This is a genomic window from Rhizobium laguerreae, from assembly GCF_002008165.1.
GTDB lineage: Bacteria > Pseudomonadota > Alphaproteobacteria > Rhizobiales > Rhizobiaceae > Rhizobium > Rhizobium laguerreae.
The window spans coordinates 89,788-107,820 of record NZ_MRDM01000020.1; the positions used below are offsets into that span (position 1 = coordinate 89,788).

Annotated in this window: 18 protein-coding genes and 2 pseudogenes; 8 read left to right on the forward strand and 12 right to left on the reverse strand. The window is 59.7% G+C overall.

Annotated features, from left to right (window positions below; all coding sequences use genetic code 11):
* Window positions 1-92: 92 nt before the first annotated feature.
* The gene (locus BS630_RS26285) at window positions 93-866 is read right to left on the reverse strand and encodes a DeoR/GlpR family DNA-binding transcription regulator (RefSeq protein ID WP_017957589.1); all 774 of its coding nucleotides are present in this window, start codon (window positions 864-866) and stop codon (window positions 93-95) included.
* 97 nt (window positions 867-963) lie between these two features.
* On the reverse strand, window positions 964-1,881 hold the full coding sequence (locus tag BS630_RS26290) for a DMT family transporter (RefSeq protein ID WP_077979730.1): 918 nt from the start codon (window positions 1,879-1,881) through the stop codon (window positions 964-966).
* 72 nt (window positions 1,882-1,953) lie between these two features.
* On the opposite strand from BS630_RS26290, the gene BS630_RS26295 reads away from it, so the two are divergent.
* Complete coding sequence (locus BS630_RS26295; RefSeq protein WP_077979731.1) at window positions 1,954-2,883, forward strand: LysR family transcriptional regulator; 930 nt, start codon at window positions 1,954-1,956, stop codon at window positions 2,881-2,883.
* 1,033 nt (window positions 2,884-3,916) lie between these two features.
* Here BS630_RS26295 and BS630_RS38180 read toward each other — a convergent pair.
* Window positions 3,917-3,997: pseudogene (locus tag BS630_RS38180) on the reverse strand (GNAT family N-acetyltransferase); the annotation flags it as partial.
* Between the two features lie 105 nt (window positions 3,998-4,102).
* A complete protein-coding gene (locus BS630_RS26310) occupies window positions 4,103-4,624 on the reverse strand; it encodes a DUF992 domain-containing protein (RefSeq protein WP_017957594.1) in 522 nt (173 codons plus the stop codon).
* Window positions 4,625-5,211: 587 nt separating this feature from the next.
* Here BS630_RS26310 and BS630_RS26320 point away from each other — a divergent pair.
* Window positions 5,212-5,460 carry a glycine zipper 2TM domain-containing protein gene (locus tag BS630_RS26320; RefSeq protein WP_003552191.1) on the forward strand — a complete coding sequence of 83 codons (249 nt, stop codon included), beginning with the start codon at window positions 5,212-5,214 and terminating at the stop codon, window positions 5,458-5,460.
* 20 nt (window positions 5,461-5,480) lie between these two features.
* A complete protein-coding gene (locus tag BS630_RS26325; RefSeq protein ID WP_027667051.1) occupies window positions 5,481-5,840 on the forward strand; it encodes an EF-hand domain-containing protein in 360 nt (119 codons plus the stop codon).
* An 81-nt stretch (window positions 5,841-5,921) separates the two neighbouring features.
* Here the strand turns inward: BS630_RS26325 and BS630_RS26330 are convergent, their stop codons facing one another.
* The 3 genes from BS630_RS26330 to BS630_RS26345 all read right to left on the reverse strand — a co-directional run bounded on the left by BS630_RS26330 (window position 5,922) and on the right by BS630_RS26345 (window position 8,655).
* Window positions 5,922-6,086, reverse strand: a complete 165-nt coding sequence (locus BS630_RS26330) for a DUF1328 domain-containing protein (RefSeq protein ID WP_003549551.1) — start codon at window positions 6,084-6,086, stop codon at window positions 5,922-5,924.
* A gap of 99 nt (window positions 6,087-6,185) precedes the next feature.
* On the reverse strand, window positions 6,186-6,776 hold the full coding sequence (locus BS630_RS26335) for a hypothetical protein (RefSeq protein WP_027667052.1): 591 nt from the start codon (window positions 6,774-6,776) through the stop codon (window positions 6,186-6,188).
* 256 nt (window positions 6,777-7,032) lie between these two features.
* Window positions 7,033-8,655, reverse strand: coding sequence for an ABC-F family ATP-binding cassette domain-containing protein (locus BS630_RS26345; RefSeq protein WP_077979735.1), 1,623 nt, complete (start codon window positions 8,653-8,655; stop codon window positions 7,033-7,035).
* Window positions 8,656-8,859: 204 nt separating this feature from the next.
* On the opposite strand from BS630_RS26345, the gene BS630_RS26350 reads away from it, so the two are divergent.
* Both BS630_RS26350 and BS630_RS26355 read left to right on the forward strand, forming a co-directional pair.
* Window positions 8,860-9,189: a DUF6665 family protein gene (locus BS630_RS26350; protein ID WP_077979736.1), complete on the forward strand. Its 330-nt coding sequence runs from the start codon at window positions 8,860-8,862 to the stop codon at window positions 9,187-9,189.
* A 104-nt stretch (window positions 9,190-9,293) separates the two neighbouring features.
* The gene (locus BS630_RS26355) at window positions 9,294-10,163 is read left to right on the forward strand and encodes an aldose 1-epimerase family protein (protein WP_077979737.1); all 870 of its coding nucleotides are present in this window, start codon (window positions 9,294-9,296) and stop codon (window positions 10,161-10,163) included.
* 47 nt (window positions 10,164-10,210) lie between these two features.
* Here the strand turns inward: BS630_RS26355 and BS630_RS26360 are convergent.
* The 3 genes and pseudogenes from BS630_RS26360 to BS630_RS26370 form a co-directional block, all read right to left on the reverse strand.
* A pseudogene (locus BS630_RS26360) lies at window positions 10,211-10,451 on the reverse strand (EmrB/QacA family drug resistance transporter); the annotation flags it as partial.
* Between the two features lie 173 nt (window positions 10,452-10,624).
* On the reverse strand, window positions 10,625-11,812 hold the full coding sequence (uxuA, locus tag BS630_RS26365) for a mannonate dehydratase (protein ID WP_077979738.1): 1,188 nt from the start codon (window positions 11,810-11,812) through the stop codon (window positions 10,625-10,627).
* A 46-nt stretch (window positions 11,813-11,858) separates the two neighbouring features.
* Window positions 11,859-12,581 (reverse strand): GntR family transcriptional regulator, encoded by a 723-nt coding sequence (locus BS630_RS26370; RefSeq protein ID WP_077979739.1) that lies wholly within the window; start codon window positions 12,579-12,581, stop codon window positions 11,859-11,861.
* A gap of 268 nt (window positions 12,582-12,849) precedes the next feature.
* On the opposite strand from BS630_RS26370, the gene BS630_RS26380 reads away from it, so the two are divergent.
* The 3 genes from BS630_RS26380 to BS630_RS26390 all read left to right on the forward strand — a co-directional run bounded on the left by BS630_RS26380 (window position 12,850) and on the right by BS630_RS26390 (window position 15,167).
* Window positions 12,850-13,254, forward strand: coding sequence for a DUF2934 domain-containing protein (locus tag BS630_RS26380; protein ID WP_025398492.1), 405 nt, complete (start codon window positions 12,850-12,852; stop codon window positions 13,252-13,254).
* Between the two features lie 53 nt (window positions 13,255-13,307).
* Window positions 13,308-13,559 (forward strand): hypothetical protein, encoded by a 252-nt coding sequence (locus BS630_RS26385; RefSeq protein ID WP_025398493.1) that lies wholly within the window; start codon window positions 13,308-13,310, stop codon window positions 13,557-13,559.
* 333 nt (window positions 13,560-13,892) lie between these two features.
* Window positions 13,893-15,167 (forward strand): O-antigen ligase family protein, encoded by a 1,275-nt coding sequence (locus BS630_RS26390; RefSeq protein WP_077979741.1) that lies wholly within the window; start codon window positions 13,893-13,895, stop codon window positions 15,165-15,167.
* Between the two features lie 28 nt (window positions 15,168-15,195).
* On the opposite strand, the gene BS630_RS26395 is transcribed toward BS630_RS26390, so the two are convergent.
* The gene (locus BS630_RS26395) at window positions 15,196-17,211 is read right to left on the reverse strand and encodes a polysaccharide biosynthesis protein (RefSeq protein WP_077979742.1); all 2,016 of its coding nucleotides are present in this window, start codon (window positions 17,209-17,211) and stop codon (window positions 15,196-15,198) included.
* Window positions 17,212-17,334: 123 nt separating this feature from the next.
* On the reverse strand, window positions 17,335-17,901 hold the full coding sequence (locus tag BS630_RS26400) for a sugar transferase (protein WP_077979743.1): 567 nt from the start codon (window positions 17,899-17,901) through the stop codon (window positions 17,335-17,337).
* Window positions 17,902-18,033: the final 132 nt, after the last annotated feature.

Genomic DNA, 18,033 nt, shown 5'->3' on the forward strand with positions numbered 1-18,033 from the left:
GCATCGCACAAAACTTGCGCAATTGCGAAAGTAACATCAGTTAAAACGAAAGGAATACGAATGTCAAACGAATGTTTGTGAGGGTCTGTTGTCTAGCGAGATCTGCCGTTCGTTTCGATCAGTTTCACATTGTTTTCGAGGCAGAGATTGCGGATCGACGGCACAGGACAGCGATCGGTGATGAAGGTATGAACCTGGGAAAGCTGACCGATCCTGACCGGCGCGGTACGTTCGAACTTCGTCGAATCGGCAACGAGAATGACATGCCGGGCATTGGCGATGATGGCCTGGGCGACCTTCACTTCGCGAAAATCATAGTCAAGAAGCGCGCCATCGATATCGATCGCCGACGCGCCGATCACGGCGTAATCGACCTTGAACTGGCGGATGAAATCGACGGCCGCCTCGCCGACGATCCCGCCGTCCGAACCGCGCACGACCCCGCCGGCAATGACCACCTCGATTGCCGGAAAAAGGCGTAATCTATTGGCAACGTTGATATTATTGGTGATCACCATCAGCTCGTGATGGTTGGCGAGCGCCTCGCCCACCGCCTCCGTTGTCGTTCCGATATTGATGAAGAGCGAGGCCCCGCTCGGAATCAGCTCGACCGTGGCAATGCCGATCGCCTGTTTCTCGGAAGCGGCGATCTGACGGCGCGCTTCGTATTTGACATTCTCCGTCCCACTCGGGAATGTGGCGCCGCCATGGATGCGCGTCAGCACCTGCGCATCGCAGAGATCGTTCAGGTCCTTGCGGATCGTCTGGGGCGTCACCGAAAAGCGGGAGGCGAGCTCCTCGACCAGCACTCTGCCGCTCGATTTCGCAATCGCCACGATTTCAATTTGCCGGTCGGTCAAGAACATGAACGCGCGCCTTTCGATCTGCTTTCGTTTTAAAGAAAGCGAACCGCAGCGCAATGCCTATCTGTTACCGGGCCGCCTTCACGGCCCGAATTCGACGCTACCGCTTCCGCATCACGTTGACGACGAGCACACCGAGGATTGCCATGACGCCACCGACCGCGCCGAGCGCTGTCGGCGTTTCGCCCAGCCAGACGAACCCGATCAGCGTGGCGACCGGGGGAACACCGTAGAGGAAATTCGAGGCGCGGGCGGCCGTCAGCCGCTTCAGGGCGATTGCCCAGGTGAGATAGCCGATCGCGGTCGGGAAGATAACGAGATAGGCAACGCCCCAGTTCACCTCCGCCGGTGCGGCGGCCAGCGCCTGAATCGTCGCCGGGACGGCCGGAAACAGTGGTACGGAACCGATGAGCAGGATCCAGGCAGTGACGGCAAGCGCCGGCAACCGCCCGAGCAGCGGCTTCTGCAGCACGCTGGCGACTGCCGAGCAGAGCGCCGCGCCAAGGATGAGGACGGCATTCGGATCGAGCTTAAAGCCGCCGTCGGAAGCGACCGCAATCAGCGCCACGCCGCCGAAGGAAACTGCCGTGCCCACCCAGCCCCAGCGGCCGAAGCGCTCGCCAAGCGCGAATGTGGCGATGAGGGCAGTGAAGACAGGCATGGTGTTGATGATGAAGCTTGCCGGTCCCGCCGCAACGGTCTGCTCGCCGGTGTTCAGCAGAACCGCATAGGCGGCGATGAAAAGCACGGCGGCAACGGAGAGGCGGAAAAAATCACGTTTTTCCGGCATCGGCCGATAGATGACGAGATAGACGAGAGCGATGACGCCGGCTGCCACATAACGCGCCGTCGCCAGTTCGATCGGCGTCAGCGGTTCGAGACAGATGCGGATCACCACGAAGGAGGAAGCCCAGGAGAGGATGGTGACGATGATCGCCGCAAAGGCCACCAGATCGAACCCGCCTTGCTGTTTCGTCGAAACCGGTACACTTGCCGCCATGCTCATTTTCGCCTCCATGTGTTGCTTCGACAGTGATTAGGCCTTCGATGCGTGCTTGAAAAGCATCGCAATCGATGATCAAATGTGCGCATGGTTCACAGCTCGCCAATTCTTCCGCCGCTCGATACGCTCGAGACCTTTGCCCGCGCCGCCCGGCTGGGATCGTTTTCGGCTGCGGCCGAGGAAAGCGGCATCACGCACGGCGCGGTGTCGCGCCAGGTCTCGCGGCTGGAGCGCTGGATGGGCGTTCGCCTGTTTGCGCGCGAAGCCCGAGGCGTGCGTCTGACGCCGGAAGGCATGCGGTTTTTCGCGCGGGCGGAAGAAGCACTTACGCTGCTCGGCAATAGCGGCGAACGCTGGCTGCCTCGCCGCAATAAGGCGGTGGTACGCCTTTCGGTGACGCCCTCTGTCGCCTCTCTATGGCTGTTTCAACGCCTGCCGAAGCTCGAAGGAAACGAGTTGCATGTCGAGCTGACGCTCGAACACCGGCTGGCGGATTTCGGCGAAGGCACGGATCTTGCCATTCGCTGCGGCAAAGGACCATGGGCTGGCGTGCGCGCCCTGCCGCTCTGGCAGGAGAAATCGTTTCCGATCGCCGCCCCGGCGCTGGCGGAGCGGCTCGGGCAGCGCTCCGATGCCTTGGCGCTGCTCGATCTGCCGATCCTTCACGATTCGAATATTGAAGGCTGGCGGCGCTGGCTCTCTCGTGAGGGCGTCGACTATATACCGCGCGGCCATGATCGGCGCTTCGAGGACTACAATCTGGTGATCGATGCCTGTGCGCAAGGGCTCGGCATCGCGCTCGCGCGGCCGCCGCTGTCGGATGCCGCGCTGGCCACCGGGCGCGTCGTCGCGGTGTCGGAGCGGACGCTCGACTATCATGTGGCCTTTCACCTAATTAGACCGGACGAGGCCCTTAGAAGCCCGGCCATCGAATTCGCCAGCCGCTTCCTGCGCGAGGCCGGTCACGACGAGACGACGATCGCCGCGTTCACCGCGCCAGGCCGGGCCAAAACGTAGGCGGATCGGACGGCCAGCGCTAGATCGAGCCAGTTTGTCATAGAGCAGACAAACGACGGCATTGCCGCTGCGCGGGCCAGAGGAAAGAAACCGCGGCGCCAGCCACTCGATGGCAACAAAGTCGAGGCCGCTCAACTATTTATCGCGAATGCACCAGCTAGGTGTCAGACGCTCCGAGCAACAGGATTTCTTATGATACGCAGCTCTTCGCGAAGCAATATCCTGAAACACACGGTACGATCCGATGCAGAAAAAGCGCGCATCTGTGCCGCTAACAATGCAGACTTGTATCAGGCGATGTTCCGTGCCCATGGACTGCCTCATCAGCGAACCAGTGCATTTTGGTCAAGCGATGCGATCGCACCCCCTACTATTCCAACATGACGACACTTGACCCGGATGCAACGGAGGAACAGCTGATTGAAATCGGTCGGCTGACAGATCGGCTAGGACGGCGACCTGGTTTCAAAGACGGGTTTTCCAGGCTCGATCTCGTCAACAAAGGGTTCCAGTTGTTGTTTTCCGCATCATGGATTTAGGCTGAACCTCACAGAATTTCAGCGCGTGAGCCTCAAAATTGGGCACGCATTCGCGATGCCGCGGCGCTGGATCTCTGGGAAAATTCCTGGAAAGAGTCTGGTAGCCAGACCGATGCCAACGTCTTCACACCGGCCCTGCTTTCCGATCGCAACATGCATATCTATGGCCGATGGGCCGGCAACGGTATTGATGCGGGCTGCATCGTAAATCGATCACCGGAGGCTGTAGGAATCTCCAATATCTTTAACTTGGCTGGTACGCCGCAGGCCTTCCGAGATGCCATTTCGTTGGCCACTATAGCCTTTTCACCCGATGTGCCGCTAGTCGGGTATGACAGTGGCGCAGCGCTAGACGAGATGACAAAGCTGGGCTTCAGGTCAGTCGGCAAACTGAGAATTTGGCTATCTGACGACGGTTCCTAAGTGTCTTTCTTTATTTGTTCTCCAATAACGTAGTTTGATGGGAAACCAACGCTACGCCCTCTGTAGTGCTACGGCGGCGTGCCGTAGCTATCCCAGATCTTCAGACAATGCCCCACCAGGACCTCGCCCTCGTCGGGCGTTGCCGTTCGAATATCATTATGTCGTGATCCTGCTTGGGCATGCGAGGGTGCGAAATCGCGCCTCAGACGAGATGGCCTCCCCTGCCGCGACGCGGCAGGGGACGTCAAAAGGCCATATCAATTCGCTGGTGTGAGCGTCATCGAGGCGCTGCCGGCCGCAACGTTGAGGCCGAGCTGACCGGTCAGGCTGACCGTCTGCAGATGGATCGAACCGGAGGTGCCACCAACCAGGAGATTGGCGCCGACACCGGCGCCGAGCGTGGCTTCGGCGGTGGCACCGACATAGAGGCCGGCGAGCGATCCGCGGTGATAGCCGGCCGTCGGCGCGAACACGGCCCAGATCAGGCGGCTGCGCGTGGTGAAGCCAAGGTCGATGCCGAGCTTTCTCATTTCACCGGTATAACGATCCGAAAGTTCGTTGCCGACGGTCGACTGGAAGATGCAGTCGGCCTCTTTGGAGGAACCGAGCACGTAACCCGTGCCGCCGCCGATATCGCAGGTGAGGTAACCGATCTTCACGCCATTGCGCAGGTCCGGCTCTTCATATGTCCTGGTGCCTAGATCGGCGGCATTGACCGCCCCAGCGCCGACAAACGTCAACGATACCGCGGCAAACGCCGTCGCAAGAATTTTGTTCATAAGTCTCTCCTTCTCAAATCGTGACGGGAGCATACCCGGCTACTCGCCACCAGATTCGGCAACAGATAACGGACGGAACCGCAAAACGATCCCGAACCGGCATCATTTACGCATCGCATGTCAAAGCGCCTGGGGGCGCAAGCGACAAACACGCTTACGGTTCAGCTCCCATTGGGACATTTCGAAGGCACCTTTTCGCGTCATCCGTTTATTTCACGATCTTGTCAGGGATGGTTGCCGGAAAGGCACGATCCTGATCGCCGTCAACTCACGACGAGCGGTATCATGCCACATCGCAGGCGTCCTATTGGACAGTCGATGGATGATCGCGCAGGTTGCCATGTCGTATAGATAGCTGTACTGTTTGAAGATACTCTCCATCCAGCACTGAAACTGGAGAGGAAACGGCATGATTGCTTGGCATTGCCGCAGATTTTCTGCTTGTTTTCCGGAATTCTGCTTCTGTTCGAACAGCAACTAAGTCTGAATTTGAGAAATATAATCAGGCGATATTTTCGCGGGGGCCGGACAATCGTACGCCCGCCGATCTCTATTGGAGATAACGGGCAATTTATCGGGAGGGAAAGATGCGCATACGCAGGACAAACATCATACTGGCGGGATGCCTTGCCGTCTCCGCCTGCCAGTCCGGCCCGACGTCGCAAGCCGTCTCGGATCGTAATTCCGAATTCGGCTGCATCGCCGGAACCGTCGGCGGCGCGATTGTCGGCGGATTGATCGGCAGCACGATCGGCGCCGGAACCGGGCAGGTGCTTGCTGTCGGTGCCGGCATCGGCGGCGGCGGTTACGTCGGCAACCGTCTGGCTTGCCGCTAATTGGGGAGGGATATCAAGCGATGAAGACCTTGGTTTTGGTGACCACATTCATACTGTGCCAATGCGTTGGGGCAGCGGCTCAACAACAGCAACAGCCCGGATCGATGTATCAGGGCCAGATGGATCGGCTTGACGCAAATACCAGCAAGACCGTCGAGCGATCGGAATACGAGACCTTCATGGGCACGGCTTTCGGAAGTCTCGACAAGAACAAGGACGGCAGCCTGCAGTCCGACGAGACGGTGCAGATCCTGACAGTCGAGCAATTCACTTTGACCGACGCGAACAACAACGGCCGCATTAGCCGAAGCGAATTCATGCAGCGGGTGATGGCGGATTTCGCGACAGCCGACCACGACCGGGACGGAAACCTTCAGTGACGGAGACGTCAAACCAAATGTGGTAATAAAGGAAAACCCGGCGGATGTTTCGCCGGGTTTTTATACTTTAATATGGTCGCGTTATACTTTTCGCATCAGTCGCATGACGAGCGATACGACGAACAGCACCAGGAAAATGAAGAACAGAACCTGGGCAATGGAAGCTGACGCCCCTGCGATGCCGCCAAATCCGAGGACGCCGGCAATCAAGGCCACGACGAGAAATACCAGAGCGTAGTAAAGCATCGCAATCTCCTTGTACGTTGCTGCGGAGATAACGGGGGCCGCCCCATTTGGTTCCCGTCCGTCTGATGGCCGGGACATGCAACGTCGCATCAGCTTCATTCAGCCGACGTGAAAGACGCCGCTGTACATCCGATCGCCTTCATTCGGCTCGGGAGGTTCGGCCGCGTCGAGATAGGCCTTGAGCGGCCCGGTCAGGACGAACCAGATGCTGGCTCCCAGCATGAAATAGGCTCCCACCGGATCGTCGATGCGGGCGATGAACGGAAGGCAGGCCGATGCGAAGAGGACGATGATCCGCACCGACCACTCCGCCTCACGTTTGGCGATGGCGCGCGCTCTCAGCGACTTGTATTCCCGGGCGCCGTAACCGCCTTGCCCTGCCTTCACAGCCGAAAGCAGCTTTCGCGCGGACGGCAGCGCCAGCATGACCAGCGCGGCAACACTGAGCGTGAAAGTCTCGCCGGCCATGACCTGCCCGCTCGCGATCAGGAGAAAGGAGAGCACAACGAGATTCCACGTCGGCTCCAGCAGCTCCGGCGGTTGCCGCGTGCGGAGATGCCAACTCCGCAGCAAACCCGCCGCGCCGTGCAGTAGCGGCTGATCGATATAACGATTGATCCAGTCCATGCCGATGCGCCCGTCCCCGATTGCATGAAGAGGCCTCCGAACACCACGGAATTTGGTCATCATCGTGGCGACAACCGTCGAATCCGTCCGCAACCGATCGAACCGCGTGTCGCAACCCCTAAAATTTGGAGCCGATTTCAGACGCGCGGCAGCCGTCTAGCGCAATTCCTGCGCGACTTCCCAAACATGGCCGATGGATCCGCAAAGGCCGCGGTGCGTTTTCTCCTCCGTTGCCCCGAGCGGCCAATCGATGTCGCTAGCCGGCTCTTCACTGGTCGTTTCGACACTGACGGTTTCGACATGCCGGGCAAAATAATCGTCAGCTTCGCAGGCCGGGCGCCTCCTGACCGGTGCGCGCCACATATTCGGTATAGCCGCCGCCATATTGATGGATGCCGTCGGGCGTCAGCTCCAGCACCCGGTTGGAGAGTGCAGCCAGGAAATGCCGGTCGTGCGACACGAACAGCATCGTACCCTCATATTGCGACAGCGCCTTGATCAGCATTTCCTTGGTGTCGAGGTCGAGGTGGTTCGTCGGCTCGTCGAGCACGAGCAGGTTCGGCGGGTCGAACAGCATCATTGCCATGACCAGCCGCGCCTTCTCACCGCCTGACAGCACCCGACACCGCTTTTCGATATCGTCGCCGGAGAAGCCGAAACATCCGGCTAGCGCACGCAAAGGCCCCTGCCCTGCCTGGGGAAACCGGTGTTCCAACGATTGGAAGACGGTGTGCTCGCCGTCGAGAATATCCATGGCGTGCTGGGCGAAATAGCCCATCTTGACGCTGGCGCCGAGAGCGACGCTGCCTTCGTCAGGCTCGGCCGTGCCCGTCACCAATTTCAACAGCGTCGATTTCCCGGCGCCGTTGATACCCATGATGCACCAGCGTTCCCGGCGCCGCACCATGAAATCCAGCCCTTCATAAATGCTTCGACTGCCGTATTTCTTGTGAACGTTCTTCAGGCTGACTACGTCCTCGCCGGAACGCGGCGCCGGCTGGAAGTCGAAGGAGACCGCCTGACGGCGCTTGGGCGGCTCCACCCGGTCGATCTTCTCCAGCTTCTTGACGCGGCTCTGCACCTGCGAGGCATGCGAGGCACGCGCCTTGAACCGTTCGATGAACTTGATTTCCTTGGCGAGCATCGCCTGCTGGCGTTCGAACTGGGCCTGCTGCTGTTTCTCGTTCTGCGCCCGCTGCTGCTCGTAGAATTCATAGTCGCCGGAATAGGCCGTCAGCGTGCCGCCGTCGATCTCGATGATCTTGGTGACGATGCGGTTCATGAACTCGCGATCGTGCGAAGTCATCAGCAGCGCGCCCTCATACCCCTTCAGGAACTCTTCCAGCCAGATCAGGCTTTCCAGATCCAGGTGGTTGCTTGGCTCGTCGAGCAGCATGACATCCGGGCGCATGAGCAGGATGCGGGCAAGCGCTACGCGCATCTTCCAGCCGCCCGACAGCGCGCCGACATCGCCGTCCATCATCTCCTGGCTGAAGCTCAGGCCCGCGAGCACTTCGCGGGCGCGTCCCTCGAGCGCGTAACCGTCCAGCTCCTCGTAGCGCGCCTGCACCTCGCCATAGCGCTCTATGATCTTGTCCATGTCGTCGGCCTGCTCGGGATCGGCCATGGCGGCTTCGAGCTCGCGCAACTCCGCAGCAACGATGCTGACCGGCCCAGCGCCGTTCATCACCTCGGCGACGGCGCTGTGGCCGGCCATCTCGCCGACGTCCTGGTTGAAATAGCCGATGGTGACGCCCTTCTCGCAGGAGACCTGCCCCTCGTCGGGCTGCTCCTCGCCGTTGATCATCCGGAAAACGGTCGTCTTGCCGGCGCCGTTCGGGCCGACGAGACCGATCTTCTCGCCTCTGTTGAGCGCTGCGGAAGCCTCGATGAAGAGGATGCGGTGGCTGAGCTGCTTGCTGATATTTTCGATACGGATCATGATTTACGCGGCGCCTGGAAAAAGAGATTTTGGCGCGCTTATGCCATGCGGAGAAACCGCAGGATAGCCCCGTTTCCCACCCCGTCGATCAAGAATATGATGCCGAAAAGCCTGAGTGGTTTTCGAACCACATCATGCTCACCTTCTTTAATTTGCAACAGGATTGGATAATATCGCGGCTCACGCCAACGGAGACCTGTGCCAATGAGCGTTCGTCCGCCGCAATCCTTCAGACAATCCGAGCAGGATAGAAACGGCTTCAACGTCCTCGAATACGAGTTGATGTCGGAACGCGCGGAACCGCTCGGACGTCACGGGCTAAAGGTGGAGGCAGCCCTTGCCGCCCTGAGGACCTGGACTGCCGACCACCAGAGCGGCGAAGACCACGAGAGGCTTCTCAACGAAGCCTCCGACGCCGTCTGGGCGTTCTTCATCCAGCGTGAGATTTGCGGCTTGCGGAACAACCGCGACGCCATCCAGCGCTACGGCATCCCGAACGAAGTGATCGCGAGATTGGGCGCGATCAGGAAATAACGAGGGCGGCGGATGGTGTGGCTGCCGTCCCGCCCTCTATTGGGTGGAAATCCCCCGTGCGGAACGGTATGGCTTGGTGCCGAACCAATGCGAAAGGAAACGCGATGCCAATCTCCATCCGGATCGGGAATGAGGATCTCACCGTCGATGTCTCCTCTCTCGGCGCCGAGATGCAGGCGCTGAGCTCAAGCGACGGACGCTCGTGGTTATGGACCGGCGACGCAGCCTTCTGGACCGGGCGGTCGCCGATCCTGTTTCCGATCGTCGGCAAGGCGCCTGATGACAAGGTAGCGATCGGCGGCACGGTCTATCCGATGGCCCAGCATGGGTTTGCCCGCCGCAGCGAATTCGTGCTTGCGGCCTCCACTGAGACGATGTGCCGGTTCGAACTGGTCGCCTCGGATGCGACGCGGTCGGTGTATCCTTTCGATTTTCAGCTGGCCGTGGTGCATGCGGTCGAGGGCCGTGTGCTGACTGTCACGGCGGAGGTCACCAATCGCGGCCGGAAGGCGATGCCCTTCGGCCTCGGATTCCATTCGGCCTTCGCCTGGCCATTGCCAGATGCTTCCGGGCGCGACCATGTCGTGACGCTCGACAATAAAGGCGAGCCGGGTCTTGTGCGGCTGGAAGGCGGTCTCATCAACCCCGCGCCCCTGCCCTCGCCGTTCGATGCCGGCCGGCTGGTGCTCGATCACGCCATGTTCGAGCAGGATGCGATGATTTTCCCTGATGGTGCGGGCGAAAGCTTGAGTTACGGCGCCGAAGGCGGGCCGGTCATGCAGTTCCATTTCGAAAACCTGCCCAACCTTGCGCTGTGGACCAAGCCGAGTGCGCCCTTCCTCTGCATCGAGCCCTGGCATGGGACGGCTGCGGAAGCTGGAGGGTCGAGCGAGCTGTCGGAGAGGCCGTCGACCACGATCCTAGCGCCGGGTGCGGTGGCGAGCTTCGCCTTCACGGTCAAAATTCCGGAATAGGGACAGGCAGAAAGCGCTCGCCGGGAAGCCGGGCGAGTGCCGCTGTTTCAATGAGCGCCGGCGCCACCACCGGCCTGCGGTTTTAGGGTGAGCAGCAGGGCGACGGCTCCAATGGCGAGAACCACGCCGATGTCGGCGAATGTATCGGCAAACCGAGGATCAGAGCCTGGCGTTTGACGATCTGGCCAAGCGCCACGACGGCCTTCTGGGCTGCGACGGCATGGTCGGAGACCCATGCTGGACGAAGTAGGCTGTCAATTGGTCGAGACGGGTGCGGACTTCATCGCGGCCGGGTGAGCGACACTGGGAGCGAATGCACAGAGCGCAAGCGAAGGGCAATATTGAGCGACGTGCCGCGCGGCCCCCTCAACCGCCTGCCGGCACCTTCTCCCTGCTGGGGAGAAGAGGTGTGTGGCAGCGTCTTGCCATCTCTCCTTACCCGATACCCTTCGACGATACCGTCAGTTTGGCGGAGCGCCCAGCGCATGCAGGATGCCGCGCAGTTCGGCGAGGCCGCGCATGCGGCCGATGGCCGGGTAGCCTGGTGTGACGACCTTGTCGAGGTCGTCGAGCATGCGATGGCCATGGTCCGATCGGAACACGATGGTGTCTTCGGGACTGCGGCGGCGGTCTTCCGCGACCAGTTCGCTGAGAACGGCGACCATATCGACGTCGCCTTCCAGATGCGCGCTTTCATGGAATGTCCGGCCGTCACCCTCGCGCGTCGTGGCGCGCAGATGGGCGAAGTGGATGCGCGAGGCGAAGCGTCGGGCGATCGCCGGCAGGTCGTTTTCGGCGCGCACACCGAGGCTGCCGGTGCAGTAACACATGCCGTTCGCCGCCGACGGCACCGCATCGAAGAGAGCGGCATAGTCGTCCGCCGTCGAGGCGATGCGCGGCAGGCCGAACAGCGAACGCGGCGGATCGTCTGGATGCAGCGTCAGCTTGACGCCGCGCGCTTCGGCAGCCGGCGTCACCGCCTCCAGGAATTCGACCAGGTGCCGGCGCAGCCTCGCGGCATCGATGCCACTATAGGCGACGAGCTTTTCCCGGAAGGCCGGAATGGTCAGAGGTTCGGTGGTCGAACCCGGCAGAGCCGAAGTGATGATGCGGGTGATGTCGGCGATCTCGTCGTCCGTCATCGCCTCGAAGACGATACGCGCCCGTTCGCGGTCTTCGCTGGAATAGTGCTGCGCCGCATCCGGCCGCTCCAGAATGAAGAGATCGAAGGCTGCGAAGCGTTCATGGTCGAAGCGCATGGCGGTGGCGCCGGTCGGCGTCACGAAATCGAGTTCGGTGCGAGTCCAGTCCACCACCGGCATAAAATTATAGCAGACGATCGGAATACCGCAGGCGGCGACCGCTTCTAGGCTGGCGATCCACGCCTCGATTTCGGCCTTCGCCTCCCCGCCCTTGCGCTTGACGGCGTCGGGGATCGGGATGCTCTCGACCACCGACCAGACGAGCGGGGAACGGTCGCCGGGCGTCGTCTCGATCAGAGCTTGCCGTTCGCGCACTTCCTTCTCCGTCCAGGCCCTGCCGATCGGCACCTGATGCAGCGAAGAGACGATATTCGTCGCGCCCGTCTGGCGGACATCATCCAGCGTCACCGGCGCTTCCGGCCCGAACCATCTCCAACCCTGTCGCATCCTTCTTCCTTCCCTCTCGCTTTTCGTTTCGTGTTCTGGCCTGCTGTCAGCAGAAATAATCGGGGTAACGCGCGCGCAACTCGTCGACATCGGGAATGACGGCGCTTAAGTGATGGGTCATCGCGCTTCGTGCAACCGCCGCATCATGGGCGGCCAGTGCATCGCGGATGATCATGTGTTCCTGCACCACATTATCCATGCGCCCAAGGACCGGCAACGTCAGGCGCCGTGCCCGGTCGATCTGCACCTTGACCGTTTTCAGGATTGCCCAGATGCCGGGATAACCCGATATCTGCGTGATCGCCTCATGAAAGGCCTCGTCCTCCTCATGGAAGCTCGAAGCATTGCCGGTCGCGGCATGGGCCTGCTGGCGGGCTATGATGGCGTCGAGACGGGCGATATCGGTGGCCGTCGCGGTCAGAGCCGCAGCCTCGACGGTCGCGCCTTCGAGCGCCTTGCGCACGACGACCGCCTCAGGGATCGCCGAGACCGCCACCCGCGACACGAGGGTGCCCGACTGCGGGTAGATATCGACCAGTCCGCCTTCGGAAAGCCGGAGCAGCGCCTCGCGTACCGGCGTGCGGCTGACGCCGAAATCATCGGCGATCCGCTTTTCCTGCAGCAGCATGCCGGGCGGCATCCGCAGCGACACGATGTCGGCATAGAGGCGATCGTAGATGGCGCCGGCCGTGGTGATACGGCGTAGCCTGCCCCCGGCCTCCCGCGACGTCGGGACGACCAAAACTTCGGTTTCTGATGCTTGCTGCATGGGGTATACCGGGACGCTGAAACCTCGTGGCATACTAGTATATCAGTTTTATCGCCGTGCCAAGACATACTGCTCGAGGTTCGACGCTTCGCGAATTGAGCAAGTCGACCCCCGGGCGGAGGCAAAAACATGGAACGGCAATTACAGTGCGCAAGCGCTGGTGAACGGCATAGACCTCGCGGAAATGAAAAGCTGATCTCTACGCCGAGGCACTCTTTGTTTGGAACTTAGATCGGCCAAGTTGGTTGAGATCCGCAAGGAGGCCCTCATGAAAAAGCCAGCACCACGCAAGACAAACGAAAATACGACTGACGGCGGCCGGCCGAAAACTCCACCCGCCGCGGACGCTGGCGGACGGAAGATGGTTCGGCGAGCCGCAAACCAAATCGACAGGCCGAGCGGCGGGTCGCCGGCAGCCAGCCGCGAGGAGGAGATCCGAGGAAGGGCATATTCCCTGTGGGAGAAAGAAGGCAGGCCGGAAGGCAAGCACGGGCATCACTGGACCCTGGCCGAGCATGAACTCGATGCGCAGCAGGGCGAAGCCGACAATCCTCCAAACCTCGCAGCATTGCGAGAGGCCTCGCGCGAACATACGGATGCCTTCCTCGTCAAGACCGATCTCGAGGACGCCGATCAACGCGAAGCCTCCCCCGGCACACGCGAGCAGGATTGAACTTCCGCCTCGCGCCAATCTCAGACCTCTTGCCATTCAGAAAGGTGCCCGACATGACCGACAAACAGAACTTGAACGCCGGATTCACCGGAACGCCCGCTGAGCAGCCGGAGGGATTGACCAAGGTCGCGAAGTCGGCAGCCAAAGAGATGAAACGTGAGGCTTATGCCGTCGCCTTGGGTGCCAGAGAGCACCCGCATACCGCAAGCGCATTGCTGCTCACCACCGGCATTGTCGCATTCGGGCTTGGCTATCTCCTTGGTCGATCGTCGGCGGAAGGTTCGACACGCCCATATTGGCGATAGCGGCAGCCGCGTCACTTCAACGAGGCGCATGCATCGGTTCTTCGACTAGCCATGCCGATCCCGATGGCGCCGCCTTCTCTTTTCTCGGAGCGCCCCGTCGGGCTGCTTGCTACACCGTCACATCAAGCTCGCACCTCAGACGTGTTTTCTGTTCAAGCTGGCCTTACCGTCGCACGCACTTGCCACCCATCATCGAAAAGAACTACGTCTGTCCGGATGCCTGTTGCCGGAATACCACGTCGAATAAAGCCATAGATTGCACCGTTATCACAGCTTGACAGCTGTGATGACGATCCTTAGCGAGGCAGCATCGACACGGTCAGGACCGGCAAAGTGAATTATTTTAGACAACTCAAGATGGCAGTGCTTTATCCGGGGGACGAGGCCGGAAGCGCACTCGACCGAAACAACCGCATTGCCGTCTTTCTCTTTGCAATCCTTCCAGGGCTTTCGCCGAACTTTAACTCCTTCATCCTCCTCGCGTCGATGGTGTGGGGCGTCTACTGTCTGGCGACGGGCAGCCTCGCCTTGAACCTGTCGAAATCCGACCGGCTCGTTGCCATTTTCATGTCGATCTATCCGCTGGTGATGATTGCCAGCATCTTCATCAATCCGCCTTACTCCGAAGTACCGGACTGGATATTCCGGCTCCTGCCTTTCTTTTCCATCTGGCTGATATTGCCGCGAATGCGCCAATCTCCCGATGGCCGTCTCGTGCCGCTCTTTATCCTCGGCGCAGGCATCGGCATGATTGTCACCTTTCTTTTCAGTCTCCTGCAGATCATGTTTCTGATGGAGAGAGCAGAGGCTGGAACGTCCAACGCTGCACTCCTCGGCGTGATAGGTATTCTGTTCGGCGGCATTGCGCTTCTCAACATTCAATCTCCCAGAAGCGTGGAGCAAAGAATTGCGATATTGGGATATGCCGCGGGTCTAGGCTGCGTTCTGCTTTCCGGAACGCGCTCGGCCTGGCTGGTCATTCCCATCCATATCGTCATCTTTCTCTGGTATTTTCGCAAACACAGCTTCCATCTGAGTTTGCGCAGCCTGGCTATTACCAGCTCTCTGCTGTTGGTGGGACTTCTCACCCTGGGCAGCGGCCAGATCCTCCATCGCATCCAGGCGCTTCAGGAAAATCTGACGTCGCTCGAACGCACCGACGGCGAGATCACGTCGCTGAGTGCCCGGTTCGCCTTGTACAAAGGCGCACTATCAGCAATCAGTAAGGACCCGTTGACAGGTTATGGCCCGCAGAACCGAATGAGTTCGGTTTTGGCAGAGCTTCCCGATAATATAAGGCCGCAGTTGCCTTACTCGCATGTCCATAACGGCTTTCTGACCGCGGGAATCGACGCCGGCGTTTTCGGCATTGCAGCGCTTTCGCTGATGCTGCTGACGCCCGTGATCGGCGCGTGGAGAAAAGAACCAGGACCGGGCCGGGATTTAGCGATTGCGCTCGCTCTTCTGCTCGTTAGCAGCTACGTCATAACAGGCAGCTTTGGCATCATGTTCAATCAGAAAGCTTTGGATCCGATCTTCGCCTACATGGTCGCCCTTATTTGTGCGGATCGGGGCAGCACGTGTTTTGCGCCCGTCGTTCGGAACTGACGTCGGGCACGCCTTGAGCCTGCAGACCTTACAGCGTGCTTTGAATTGTCTGAGGCAGCCGTATTGGCTCGGCGCCGGTGAAAGCCAGATCCGAGACCTCACCTGTTGAGGAATAGCCGGAAACAAGCTCCGCCAATGTCGCACGTGCAGCGATCATATCGTTCCGGTCCAATGCCGCGTTGAGCGTGTTGAGCCTTCGCGACAGCTCCGGCCAGGACAGGAAATCCTCACGCGCCTTCATAATCCGAGGATGTTCGGTTGTTTCAGGGTTGTCCCCGATCAACAGTTCTTCAAAGAGCTTCTCGCCGGGCCGAAGACCGGTAACGGACAGCTCGATATCGCCTTCGGGATTGTCTTCGTCGCGGACGGCCAGCCCGGAAAGCTCCACCATCTTGCGGGCGAGATCTGCGATGCGAACCGGCTCTCCCATGTCGAGCAGGAAGACATCTCCGCCCTCGGCCATCGCGCCGGCCTGTATGACGAGTTGAGAAGCCTCCGAAATGGTCATGAAATAGCGGGTTATATCAGGATGTGTCAGTGTCACCGGGCCGCCCTCCTTGATCTGCTGCCGGAAAAGCGGCACGACGGATCCGGAGGAGCCGAGGACGTTTCCGAAACGGACCATGGAGAAATTCGTTCGCATTTTGTCGATAGCCGATTCCGCCGCAAGCGCCTGCAGAACCATTTCCGCCAGCCTCTTGCTGGCGCCCATTACATTTGTCGGACGTACGGCTTTGTCTGTGCTGATCAGCACGAAATTCGAGACGCCGCATTTATTCGCCGCGCGTGCCGCGACCAGCGTACCCATCACATTGTTCTTGATGCCTTCCACGGCATTGTGTTCGACAAGGGGAACATGCTTGTAAGCGGCTGCATGATAGAGCGTCTGAGGTCGCCAGCTCTGCATGACATGTTCCATGCGATCCTGATCGCGGACGGAACACAGAATCGGAACGATCTGCATATTTTCATGCTTGTACAGTTCGGCGAGCTTCTGCAATTCGGCATGGATATTATAAAGCGCAAACTCATTCTGATCGATGAGGATCAGGCTGGAAGGCCCGGTGCGCAATATCTGACGGCATAACTCGCCGCCGATCGAGCCGCCAGCGCCGGTGACCATCACCACCTTGTTGCGCATCGACTTGTCGAGTAGCTCCTGGCGCGGCGCGACCGCTTCTCTTCCCAGCAGATCTTCGATTTCCAGCTCTCGGATGTCGGAGACGGCGATGCGTCCCTGAGCCAGGGCAGTGAGATCCGGCAAGGTGCGAACATTGACCCTGGCTTTACGGATGTGCTCCAGGATTTCGTTGCGACGCTGCCGCGATGCGGAGGGAAGAGCAAGAAGCACGTTGTGCACGCCGAGAGATTCGGCAAGCACTGGAAGATCCGAGGGGTCGTAGATCGGCAAACCACCCATGACGCCGCCCTTGAGACGCGGATCATCATCCAGATAGCCGACGACATTGAGTTCGGCACTGTTGATCAAGGCACCGGCCAGTTGCCGCCCGGCCGTCCCTGCCCCATAGATCAGCACCTTGGCGAGCATATTCTTGTGAAGGATGCGCTGGTAGGCATCCCCGAGCCAGTAGCGGATACTCAACCTCGACAGCCCGATCGCAATCAACAGAAGGAAGGGCTGGAGGATGCCGACGGTTCTCGGAACACCGGGGACGCTGAGTGCTGTAAATATCGTCATGAAGGCGACGCCGTAGATCGCAATCGCCTTCAGAACAGTAATGAAAGCAGCCATGTTGGCATAACGGAAGATCGCCCGATACATGCCCATGACGATGAAGATGGGAAGGGCCATGCACAGTGAAACGAAGACCGGCAGCCACTGCACACCTGTCAGCACCGTCCATTCGTTCAGGCGGAAACAATAGGCCAGCCAGATCGTCAGAACACAAAAGCTGGAATCCAGCAGCAAGGCCAGAGCGCGTTTGGCAACCCGCGGCATCGCCAGCAGAGGGGCGACGAGCGCTTGCATCGGCATTAAGAACCATCCTGAGCGCGGCGTCTCAGTGGGGGTATTTTCGGGCATTGCTTACCAGCGTCTCGCGGATCAATCAGACAACCACCTTCTTGTCATTTTCTGCAACGAGCGCAACTGAAATAATCGGAAAGTAAGGTCTCCCGCACCGCTTATCTATCAGAAGTAGGTAGCTTAATGCCTTATTCCCTTACGGCGAATGACCTTCTCGGCCGTCATAAACAGGATGCTTATGTCGAAGCCGAACGAGCGGCGTTCGAGATATTCGACATCGAATTTTACCTTCTCCGGAATCGGCAATTCGTCCCGGCCATTGATCTGTGCCCATCCCGTCAGTCCGGGCAGGAGCTTGTCGACACCATGGGCCGTCCGCAACTCTATCAGATCATATTGATTGTAGAGTGCCGGCCGCGGTCCGACGAAACTCATCTTCCCCTCGAGAATGCACCAGAGCTGTGGCAGTTCGTCGAGGCTGGATTTGCGCAGAAACGAGCCGATGGGTGTCAGAAAGCGATCCGGATTTTCGAGCAGATGCGTGGCAACCGTCGGTGTGTCGATGCGCATGCTGCGAAATTTCGGCATCAGGAAGATCTGATTGAAACGGCCGACACGTTTTGACCAATAGAGGACCGGTCCGGGCGAGGTAAAGCGAACACAAAGAGCGACGACAAGGATTGGAACGAGCAGGATCGCCACCGCAATCAAAGCCAAGAAAAAATCCATCGCCCGTTTCAAACCCATGCTCCGCAGCTCTTCCGCCCCCATCGCCCGACCATCGCCATTCGCGCCGTCGCCTGCCGTATCGTCAAAAAGCTTTTCGCGTCAACTGCTGGGATGTAGTGTTTTTTCCATGAATCGGCTTGGTCGATTATT